Raw genomic sequence first — 11,748 nt, 5'->3', positions numbered from 1 at the left:
TACTCTCTCAAAACTGAACCAAACAACACAGTATGCCCTTCCTACCCGAAGGTAGGGTTCCGTAATAATCCTTAGAAAGGAGGTGATCCAGCCGCACCTTCCGATACGGCTACCTTGTTACGACTTCACCCCAATCATTAGTCCCACCTTCGGCGGCTGGCTCCAAAAGGTTACCTCACCGACTTCGGGTGTTACCAACTCTCGTGGTGTGACGGGCGGTGTGTACAAGGCCCGGGAACGTATTCACCGCGGCATGCTGATCCGCGATTACTAGCGATTCCGGCTTCATGTAGGCGAGTTGCAGCCTACAATCCGAACTGAGAATGGTTTTATGGGATTGGCTTGACCTCACGGGTTCGCTTCCCTTTGTTCCATCCATTGTAGCACGTGTGTAGCCCAGGTCATAAGGGGCATGATGATTTGACGTCATCCCCACCTTCCTCCGGTTTGTCACCGGCAGTCACCTTAGAGTGCCCAACTGAATGCTGGCAACTAAGATCAAGGGTTGCGCTCGTTGCGGGACTTAACCCAACATCTCACGACACGAGCTGACGACAACCATGCACCACCTGTCACTCTGTCCCCGAAGGGAAAACTCTATCTCTAGAGGTATCAGAGGATGTCAAGACCTGGTAAGGTTCTTCGCGTTGCTTCGAATTAAACCACATGCTCCACCGCTTGTGCGGGCCCCCGTCAATTCTTTTGAGTTTCAGCCTTGCGGCCGTACTCCCCAGGCGGAGTGCTTAATGCGTTAACTTCAGCACTAAGGGGCGGAAACCCCCTAACACCTAGCACTCATCGTTTACGGCGTGGACTACCAGGGTATCTAATCCTGTTCGCTACCCACGCTTTCGCTCCTCAGCGTCAGTTACAGACCAGAGAGTCGCCTTCGCCACTGGTGTTCCTCCACATCTCTACGCATTTCACCGCTACACGTGGAATTCCACTCTCCTCTTCTGTACTCAAGTCCTCCAGTTTCCAATGACCCTCCACGGTTAAGCCGTGGGCTTTCACATCAGACTTAAAAGACCGCCTGCGAGCGCTTTACGCCCAATAATTCCGGACAACGCTTGCCACCTACGTATTACCGCGGCTGCTGGCACGTAGTTAGCCGTGGCTTTCTGGTTAGGTACCGTCAAGGTTGGGTCAGTTACTACCCAACTTGTTCTTCCCTAACAACAGAGTTTTACGATCCGAAAACCTTCATCACTCACGCGGCGTTGCTCCGTCAGACTTTCGTCCATTGCGGAAGATTCCCTACTGCTGCCTCCCGTAGGAGTCTGGGCCGTGTCTCAGTCCCAGTGTGGCCGATCACCCTCTCAGGTCGGCTACGCATCGTCGCCTTGGTGAGCCGTTACCTCACCAACTAGCTAATGCGCCGCGGGCCCATCTGTAAGTGACAGCCGAAACCGTCTTTTATCTTCTCACCATGAGATGAAAAGTGTTATCCGGTATTAGCTCACGTTTCCGCGAGTTATCCCGATCTTACAGGCAGGTTGCCCACGTGTTACTCACCCGTCCGCCGCTCATTCCATAAACATTACCCCGAAGGGTTCTGTTTATTTCCTGCGCTCGACTTGCATGTATTAGGCACGCCGCCAGCGTTCGTCCTGAGCCAAGATCAAACTCTCCATAAAAGTTTGTAATACTTAGCTTTTGTAGAAGCTGACTTCTACTTGTTTTAAAAAGAAAAACGAGTTTCCTTTTTCTTGACATACTGGTTGTTTTGTTCAGTTTTCAAAGAGCAAATTTGTTTGCCGCCTTCTTTAAAGCGACTTTATTAATCTATCACAGATTAAAATATAATGTCAATAACTTTTTTGAATTATTTTCTTGTTCGCATTGAACTTTTTTAGCGACAAGAAATAATTTACCACACTATTAAACTAAAAGTCAACAACTTTTTTTATTGTTTTTAGCTCCGTTTTGTGGCGGAAATTTAATATAACATAGATAGACAGCTATTGCAATACTATTTATTATCGAGATTTAATATTCTTTGGTGGGATGCTGGGTCAACTTCTGTCCCTAGTCACTTCTATAGTGAAGATATGAAAGATCTAATGATATCCGATTAAATTGATATCATCTGTTCTTCTAAATGACTACAAGTTTTTTTGCAATAAAATGTAATCAAAACAAGCTGCTATTTTTACCTTTAACCGAAAAGTGAAGAAACACCAAAGTTTAATGGTAATTCTCTACTATTATTAACATGATAGTAATTCTCCTATATATAACATCTACTTGCAAAATAAGAGGATGATGAAATTTGTTTGGATGAGAAACCTGTCCCCTCCCCTTTTACATTCAATTAACTTGATCTCAATTGTTTTTTACAATCGTTTGATATATTTAGGCGCTCCTTATCCTTTCTCTTGAACTCCTTTCGTAATATCAACCTTGTGTCCTATTTTTTATACAGGAAATTTAAAATGGATTTTATAAACTCTTCATATGAAGAGAAATATTTATCTCGGTGATTATACCATTTTCGTACCGTGTTAACTAACCAGTAAGGTACAGAATGTCCATCAATTAAGTGATAGTATTGTTCATAGCCTTTCTTTAGATGCTCCCATCTGAAATCATTACCTGGCTGAATGTATTCAGAAACATCGAGTATTTTTGCTCTTCCGTTTTGAAGTAATATATTTTTTAAATGGATATCACGTGGGTTAAGGCCCTTATTACGAACATATTCCCGGGCATCCTCCACATCATTTATAACTTGCTCTGGAATGTGAATCCCTTGTAAAACGCAGTCAAAGAGAGTCATCCCTTCCTCGTAGCTTAAAACGAGGTATTCATCATACGCAGCAAAACATGTTGAAAAGAAAGAAGAGTCATCTATTATCTGATAAACACCTGCTTCTACTTTAACTTTATCAATTTTGTCCTTTGCATATTTTTTAAACACATAAGCTGGAGCATGAATCGATTGAAAAACTGCCGCATCTGTACCTACACCAATACACTTCAAATCTTTAGCGCCCCCACTTATCGTGACAGGCTCATTATTAGGATTTGATGAAACAGTGATTTTGGAAAGAGAATCCTTCGCTATATCCCAGTCGTTTTCCATTTGACTTCTCCTTTCATTACATAGGTAGAAAATTACTTTATTAAGAAGCAAGAAAGAAATCTTAATCCTAGACATTCTTACCGAGATAAAACAAAATTAACCGTTTTGGAGTAAAAATGCAAAAATAAAACCGCATGAAATCAAGTTTTAATTGATTTCATGCGGTTTTTTAATTTTAATGAAACGATCTCGCAGGTTCTTTTTAGGTTTCGTTTTTCTAAACAGCTTCAGATGAAGCACAATTGAAAGAGTAACCAAAGATTCCATATTCAAAGTCTATGTTGAATTTTACTATTTTCACTTCCTAAAAAAACTATATTTATTTACTGTCACAAAACTAGAATCAGGAGGAGATGGATTTTTTCTTAATACAATAGCTAATCTATTAAGTATTTGCGTTAAATCAGACTGAACATTATCATCGAATATAAATTCAATTCCATACTGATATATCCCATATCTTATTTCCTTCATCCAGACAACTGTACCTTGCAGATTAACTATGTTTCCCAATATCTCTGCTTCAAATTCTAAAATAATGTCTTGATGGACAGTTAGCCTTATATCGGATAAAAACCGCAGACCACCTAATCCAATATCTTCAATTAGTACCTCTGCTTTTCCAAGTTCAACATTTCTTCCAAGAATACGTGTAAGTGTCATCGATCCTTTTAATGGAATATCAAGGTCAATCCTGAAATAATTTCTTCTATTATCAGTTACTTTTTCTTCTTTGGATGGTGCTTCAACTTTGATTTTACTTTTTTGCAGAAGTGCAGCAAACGCTTCTGCTGAAACAGGCTTTGAAAATATATAACCTTGTATTGCGTTACAATTCATTTCTTTTAATAGTTCCACCTGTTCATTTGTTTCCACTCCTTCCGCAATAACATTCATATTAAGATGTTGAGCTAAATCAATAATTGTTTTTGTAATAAAATTGGTTGATTCAGAATCCTTGCGACTTAATCCATTAATAAATGTACGATCTATTTTTAATGTATCGATTCGCCCTTTAAATTTCTGCAAGTAAGAAAGTGATGAGTAGCCTGTCCCAAAGTCATCTAATGAAACCCGAATGCCCATCTTCTTAAAATCATCCAACATAGAGAGAATCATCGTTTCATTATCCAGAAGTGACGATTCAAGTATTTCAACTTCCAAGTACTTAGGGTCAAGTTTCGTCCTTTGTAAAATATTTGAGATATTAACAAGCATTTCTTTTTCCATAAAACGCTGTGCGGATAGATTGATAGAAATAGGGATAGCCGGCAACCCATTATCCTGCCATGCTTTATTTTGGATACATACTGTTTCTTTAATCCATTTGCCTATATCCACAATTAGCCCGGTTTCTTCTGCTATTGGTAAAAATTCATTCGGATTAACTAATCCCCATTCTGGATGATTCCAGCGAATTAAAGCTTCTGCACCGATAATTTGATTCGAATTTGTACATATTTTAGGCTGATAATACATTTCTAGCTGTTTCAACTTCAATGCCTTTCTAAGATCTGACTCAAGTGTAAAGGTTTTATATGTTTCTGCATCCAATGAGGAAGTATAAATTTGATATGTATTATTTCCTTTGCTTTTAGCCTTGTACAAAGCAGAATTAGCATGCTTGACAATTGTTTCATAATCCTTTCCATCATTTGGATAAAAGCTAATCCCAATACTCGTAGAAACAAAAAGTTCATAATTGTCGATATGAAATGGCTGATCGATTGATTCTATCAACTTTTTCGCATATGCTATAACCTGCTCTGAATTTACGATATTGGGTAATAAAATAACAAATTCATCTCCATCTACCCTTGTAAGAACCGCTTCATCCTCAAGCTTCTCTTTTAATCTATCGGAAAATGCTTTAAGTAGCTTATCACCGGTCAAATGACCCAACGTATCATTCACATACTTGAAACGATCTAAGTTTAAAATCATTAGTGCAAATCGTTTTTCTAGTGTATTACTAATAACTATTTCCTGTTCTATTTTCTCATTCAGAAATCTACGGTTTGGAAGCTTTGTTAATGCATCATGATAGACCAAGAAGTTATTCAACTCCTCAGCCTTTTTACGTTCCGTAATATCAATAATTGTCCCAATGATTGTTGAATAATTGTGATATAAAACCTTTTTCACACGGAACTCTACATCTATCCTACTCCCGTCTACTTTAATCATTCTGATGGATTGCTCAATACTTTCTTCCCCATCCATTAGATTATTAATTATAGATAGAAATATAGCTTGATCTGCTCGATGTATATAGTGGTAAATATCGAAATCCGAGCTAACATTTGATGAGTGTATACCAACAATTTCGGATAGCCTCGGATTCCCGTAAAATAATTTTTTATTTTGTATAATAAAAACTCCGAAGCTAGATTCTTCAACGAGACTTCTAAACTTCAATTCCGATTCAGTCAGCTCATACTTCGCTGTATTCAATTCTGTCCGATCCTTAAATATCCCAAAAATACCAATCGTCTTTCCTTCTGATATGGCAGGAATAATATGTATTTCCACTTGAAGTGGAGCACCATTTTTCTGAACGATAACAGTATTATCATGTTCAATTCTTCCAGAAAGGGTACTATTAAATAACGCTCTAAACTTAGGGACTTCACTTTTTAAGAGAATTTCTTCCAACGGGTATAATGCAATTTCCTCTTTTGAATAACCTAGGGCATCCGTAAACCCTTCATTTACTGATGCAATAACCCCCTCTTTATCTGCAAAAAAAACGATATCAGGATTATACGTAAACAAAGAACGAAAAAATAAATCTGTATCTACCACTTCATCATGATTCGATCGATCTTCCTTTAAATTATTGTCCATTTTCTTACCCCTTTATTTTTAGAATGATAATATTTTTCCTTACATTGTTATACTCCTTATTCTATGAAGTACATTTATTTCTGTCTTTCACACGACAGAAATGATGTACGATAATTAATGACAGCTATATCATTAATAATATTAATATATAGAATTATAACATTATTTCATAGATCTTATGCTCTATTTGATCAAAATTAACACTAGGTAAATATACTTACTGATTGTCCATTAGAAGATATGATTATGAGGTCAGTTCTTGATTCATGACCTCAAGTAGCAATACCTACGCCTCAAGCCATTGTAACGGCAGTCGGTTATGCCCCATCCATACTCCCGAGGCTTTTGGTACATCCTATATAATGAATGTATTCTTGCTGTTTTTTCAAATTATACCTTACACATTAAGCACTACACCACCACACAAAACAGCACACTCGCCAAGTGAGTGTGCTTATAAATTATTACCAAATCTTTAATCTGGTCTCTATTGGTAAACGGTCAGTAATTTATTTTCATATGATAATATATTTAACTCTTAACATTAAAAGCCTAATGTCCACTTTATTAAACACAGATGAATTCTACGCATCTATTCGAATATTCCATTACAAGATTGCTAACCACTTCAGATTCCTCAATTCTTCACCCGATGCCGGTAAACATACTCAGGAAAGTCCGTAATGATACCATCAACCTCAAGTTCAAATAAGTTATCTGCTTGCTCCTGAGTTCGTACAGTGTAAGCGTAAATTTCCATCCCAGCGAGATGAACACGGTCAACCAGATCTTCTGTGACAATATTCATATTTGGATTGAAAAAATCAGCATATGTTGCAAATTGTGCTAGCTGTTCATCCGTAACATCCGCCCATGTTAATCCAGCAAGAACCCCATGTGGGATATTTGGCAGAAGTTGCTTTGATAGCTGTACCGATTCATGATTGAATGACTGAATAATAATTTTACCGTTACTAGGCTTGTGCATATTACGCTCGATCAGAGCCTCAGCAACTTTTTCTTCCATGCCTGGATATAATTCAGGAGATTTTAATTCTATTAATATTCCTATCTTTCCGCGATATTCATCTATTATTTCCTCAAAAGTAGGAACCCGTTCACCTGCAAATTCCTCTCCGAACCAGCTGCCTGCATCCAATTGCTGAATTTCTTCTAGAGTATAATCTCCAACAAATCCATTACCATTGGTTGTACGATTTACGGTTGTATCATGAATAGCTACTAACCTTCCATCTCGTGTCATTTGAACATCAATTTCTATAAAATCAGCTTTCATTTCGAATGCCTTTTCAAATGCAGCCATTGTATTTTCTGGTGCATGTCCTGAAGCACCGCGATGTGCAACATTAACCATTTCGCTTTTTCCATTCGATGCGAATACAGGAACTGCAAAAATAAACATAAAGAATATTGCCGACAATGCTAAAACCGTAAATTTTCGTATCATGAGCTGAATCTCTCCCTTTACCCGTATTTGTCTTTAATTATAGAGAAAATCTATTAAATGACTGTAAATTGCATGATAAAGAAATGTATGGAAATGCAAGATATTTGTAATGCTTCTAAAGACCTTCATGAAATCCCTTACAGCAAAAAGAGGCATAAAAAAGAGAGAACGATTTGTCCTCCCTTTTCGTTTCTTATTTAACTTTCCGGAATGGCTTCAGCCGGAGCTAAATAATTCTGTGCCATACGGGCAGCACTCTCCGCTTCAATATATCCCCATACATCATCTAGTGTTGGGTGAGAAGTTGCTTTTAGAATGCTCTTTATATCATTTGGACTGAGACTCGGATTAGCCTCTAGCATTAGGGCAATGATACCCGCACAAATCGGAGTTGCCATCGATGTACCAGACAATTGAATATAGTTTTCGTCAATAACCATCTCTGGCAGTTCAGATTCAAGTGCCGATCCTGGAGCTAATAAGGAAATAATATTTGTACCTGGTGCATAAATGTCTGGTTTAACGAACGTATCAATTGTAGGGCCTCTACTAGAATAATCTGCTATCACATCATCTGCGCGCTCTAATGTGTTCTGATCATCCGTTGATCCAACTGTAATAATAAATGGGTCGATTGCAGGAGTGCTGATAGTTGCTGCAGAAGGCCCACTGTTTCCAGCAGCAGCACATACAACAATTCCTTCATGCCACGCAGATTGAGCAGCTAATGCTAATGGATCATCCCTGAACGATTCATAAGCAGGAGCTCCAAGTGAGAGTGAGATTATACGGATATTATGCTCCTCTTTATGATCGATGCACCATTCCAAGCCTTCAATAATGGTGGATAATCTCCCACTCCCTTGTTCATCTAAAACCTTTATTCCAATGAGTGAGGCTTCTGGGGCTGTCCCCACGTATTTTCCATTGGACAGGCTTCCATTTCCAGCAGCGTCACCAGCACAATGGGTGCCATGTCCATTATCATCATAGGCTTCACTTTCACCGTTTATTAAATCTTGAAAAGCTATTATTCGATTTTCTGGATTGGTCAAGTCTTCATGTGGATGGATACCAGTATCAATTACAGCAATCGTAACGCCCTTCCCAGTTAACCCAAGCTGCTCTCTAACTTTCACAGCTCCTGTTTGCTCACAGGCAATATCCATAAAGGAAGTTACAATCCGATCATAAAAAATCCGATCTACTGCTTCATGATCTTTAATTTCTTTTATCCTATCTGGTGTTAAATGTCCTTGCATCGCATTTATACTTCGGAGTTCTCTACCTAGTTTGTTATGGGAGTCAGCATTGCATACTTTCAAGAGGTCGTCTTTTTTCCCTTGATCACAATTCTTTTTCAAATAAACGATAATGGGGATTTCCTTGTTGTCAGTTTCCTGTTTGGGTACTTTTCGAGAATTTCGTAATTGTTCCACTAAGCCAGGGTCAAGTTTACGTTCGGCATCTTCGAACCACACTTTTTTCCGATCGCTCATCTTACTCCTCCTCGTAAAAATGTTTTTTTACCTCATTAATAGATTATCAGCGAAAAACAACTAAAACAATCAGACAAGTTTACTATTTTTGGAAAATTAAGATAAAAATCTAGTAATTTTGTTGGTAGTTTGAATAATATGAAGGGAGATACAAGCAAATATCAGCAGTTTATTTCCCTGCTTCTTTAAACTAGTACTCTTCTATAATGAACAAATAAAACCAAAACCTCTATCAGCGGAAATCTAAAAAAATTTCCACCAATTGAAGTTTTGGTCAAGGTCACATTATCTTACTTATCTTTGCGAATCATTTTCAATAGCCCAGGAATTTGATGTGGTGCTTTCGTATCTTTAGCAAACTCTTCTTCTATAATATCCCACCAACCATACATTTCTAGATATACTAAGTCGAATAACATAATCCCATGTGTGTTATCTTCTAATGTACGGATTGCTTTTCGGAATTGTTCTGGGTCACCTTCATATTGTTGAAGATAGAGAGAACCATATACTGGTGCAGCATAATCTACTACTTCCATTACGAGCTGTGCAGACCCTTCGACACTATACCAATACGGCAAGTCGGAAGCATCCGATTCTTCAATACTTACATCATAATAGTAATTACCGGTCATGAGGAAGTCGAGGTATTCAGCATAACCAGTTTTATGGTAGTCTTCGCTAGCCCAATCATACTCTGGCTTGTAATCTTTGCTTGCCCAGTTTACACCTTCATTATAGTAGAGTGGATACCAAGAACCAACATAGGTGGTAAACAATAAATCATCGTCATAAGAATGAATGAGATCTTCTGCATCTTTGAAGAAAGATTGGATATTATGTGCACGGAATTCAACCCATTCTTTATATAACGGTCCTTCAACGATTATCTGCTCTGTTCCATCTAACTGGATTTCATAGATGTCTTCTGGCCAATTAGTCACTTCCTCGCCAATATATTTTTCAAATTGCTCACGACTTAAATCACTAAAGTCAGCATGTTCATTCGAATATCTTGCTCTATCAAGCACAATACCATCTAAATCATAGTTCGTGATTAGCTCTTCTATAATACTCAATTCATAGTTACGAACATCTTCCTGGATTGGATTTACAAACACTGAAGAAGAAGGATATTCTGAAGCTGGTATAATCCTCGTTTCAGACTCTTCATGTGCAACTGGATCACCAACCTTCAGATTTTCCAAGACCCAAGTTCTTGCTTTTCCATGGGCAGATAACACGACACCATTTTCCGGAATTTCTAAAGCTTCTCCATTCGTAGCCACTCTGTCTTCGATTTGAGAGATTACGCCATCAACAACTTGAACTTCAACTCCCCAGCGATTAGAAGGGGAAACATCATATTTATCAGGAGTAAATAAAATAATTTGGTTTTCCCCTCTTTCTGTATTCACCCCATCTAATGGCACTGTCGCTCCATTTTTTGCCTCAACAATTTGTACGGCCGTATAGAATTGGGATTGCCATTCCGGATGATCAAAAGCTGGACCATCTTTATACGTGTTGTTTCCTTCTGAGAAAACATTGATATTCGCTAAAACTTCCAAACCGTACTTATCTGCTTCATCAAGAACTGTTTCCAGTAAATCATAGCCAGCTGGAAAATCGCCATAGTCGGCAATCTCCGCTGTACTCATATGTGGCGCAATATCACTGTCATAGCCGACGAAACCAGTATAATTCTTCACATCTAAAACAATGGTGTCGATATTCGCATTCGCTGTTTTTTCCACAATATTCGCTACCTTTTCAGGTGTATCTAGGTTGTGAATGTTTGCAGATAAATCATACCAAAGCACACGCCCTTTAATGTTTTCATTTTTTACAAGATTAGAAAGGACCTTCTCAAGGCCTCTCCCAGGTGCTGCTTGAATTGGGGTTGCTAACGTCAAAAACAAAACAATAGTCAGTAACATACTAAACCATTTTCTCATTTTCTTTACCTCCAAAAAAATTTATTAGCAACCTATTACGTTGATGGATGTTTTCTATTTATTTATCTCTATACAAACGACAAAACAAGCGAATACATCACCTCCTTTAAAGATGTAACCCGTTTGCAGTTCGAGCTGAGCATCGCGCCAGGCCAAACTCCAAGAAACAAACTAAGAAGTAAAAAGGAAAAACTCTAACGCATTCATTAAATCCGACTTCCAAAAACGCCATTCATGCTTCTCTTCCTGCTCGGAATATACAATCCGTGCACCTTTTTTCACTAACATTTCGTGTAATTCTCGATTTCGAGTCAAAATATATAAGTTTTCATTTGTAAGCAACGAAACATATTCATCTTCGTATTTTCCAACAGTTTGATAAACGAGCCATTGCACATGCTTTAATTGTTCTACCATTTCAATATCCTTTTCGGAAACAGCTGCCGATTGCAACAAGAGATGTGTCCATGTCTCTGGACTCATTCCTGCAATGTTTAGCGATATATTTGCTGCTAATGAATCCCCTAGAAGACCACGACGGACTATCTTCCTACCGATTTCTACTTCCACTTCTGGTAAAAATTCTTCTGTCATAAAGGTGAGGTATTGTTTAAATTTTTTTCCCTTATGATGGTAGGCGTTCCACCTGTCCATCGAATTCCCTGGGTGCACAAGTATAAAAACTAACTTCCTAGCAATCTCTGGTTGTTTTTCCAATAAATTTTGGAATGCATTCTCTAATTCTCCAAGTTCTAAATAATCTTTTCCGTCCTGAACATGTAGAAGATAAGCTTCCTCTGTTTCCTCGTCTGAAGTTAAAACGCAGTATTCATAATCTTGTTTTAATATATTGCTATGAAAGGTTTTTTTCGTTCGATTCAACAACGTATA

General features: G+C 38.1%; 6 protein-coding genes and 1 rRNA gene. All 7 read right to left on the bottom strand.

Annotated elements, in window-relative coordinates; translation table 11 throughout:
• Positions 1–75 precede the first annotated feature (75 nt).
• Positions 76–1,637 (bottom strand): 16S ribosomal RNA (locus NYE61_RS18555).
• A gap of 773 nt (positions 1,638–2,410) precedes the next feature.
• The gene (locus NYE61_RS18550; protein WP_095313905.1) at positions 2,411–3,085 is read right to left on the bottom strand and encodes a serine/threonine protein kinase; all 675 of its coding nucleotides are present in this window, start codon (positions 3,083–3,085) and stop codon (positions 2,411–2,413) included.
• Between the two features lie 297 nt (positions 3,086–3,382).
• On the bottom strand, positions 3,383–5,932 hold the full coding sequence (locus NYE61_RS18545; RefSeq protein WP_303451314.1) for an EAL domain-containing protein: 2,550 nt from the start codon (positions 5,930–5,932) through the stop codon (positions 3,383–3,385).
• Between the two features lie 637 nt (positions 5,933–6,569).
• A complete protein-coding gene (locus NYE61_RS18540) occupies positions 6,570–7,400 on the bottom strand; it encodes a glycerophosphodiester phosphodiesterase family protein (protein ID WP_303451317.1) in 831 nt (276 codons plus the stop codon).
• Positions 7,401–7,597: 197 nt separating this feature from the next.
• Complete coding sequence (locus tag NYE61_RS18535; RefSeq protein ID WP_303451320.1) at positions 7,598–8,899, bottom strand: S8 family peptidase; 1,302 nt, start codon at positions 8,897–8,899, stop codon at positions 7,598–7,600.
• Between the two features lie 290 nt (positions 8,900–9,189).
• Positions 9,190–10,857: an alpha amylase family protein gene (locus NYE61_RS18530; RefSeq protein WP_303451323.1), complete on the bottom strand. Its 1,668-nt coding sequence runs from the start codon at positions 10,855–10,857 to the stop codon at positions 9,190–9,192.
• A gap of 171 nt (positions 10,858–11,028) precedes the next feature.
• On the bottom strand, positions 11,029–11,739 hold the full coding sequence (locus NYE61_RS18525) for an alpha/beta hydrolase-fold protein (protein WP_303451326.1): 711 nt from the start codon (positions 11,737–11,739) through the stop codon (positions 11,029–11,031).
• Positions 11,740–11,748: the final 9 nt, after the last annotated feature.

The organism is Oceanobacillus sp. FSL W7-1304, assembly GCF_037969805.1.
GTDB lineage: Bacteria > Bacillota > Bacilli > Bacillales > Amphibacillaceae > Oceanobacillus > Oceanobacillus profundus.
Note: the sequence above shows the minus strand (reverse complement) of the source record. Positions and strands in the feature narration are given on the sequence as shown.

What these genes read in the sequence shown, in the direction of transcription:
- NYE61_RS18550 (WP_095313905.1), bottom strand. Translation starts at nt 3,085, where the DNA reads ATGGAAAACGACTGGGATATAGCGAAGGATTCTCTTTCCAAAATCACT.
- NYE61_RS18545 (WP_303451314.1), bottom strand. Translation starts at nt 5,932, where the DNA reads ATGGACAATAATTTAAAGGAAGATCGATCGAATCATGATGAAGTGGTA.
- NYE61_RS18540 (WP_303451317.1), bottom strand. Translation starts at nt 7,400, where the DNA reads ATGATACGAAAATTTACGGTTTTAGCATTGTCGGCAATATTCTTTATG.
- NYE61_RS18535 (WP_303451320.1), bottom strand. Translation starts at nt 8,899, where the DNA reads ATGAGCGATCGGAAAAAAGTGTGGTTCGAAGATGCCGAACGTAAACTT.
- NYE61_RS18530 (WP_303451323.1), bottom strand. Translation starts at nt 10,857, where the DNA reads ATGAGAAAATGGTTTAGTATGTTACTGACTATTGTTTTGTTTTTGACG.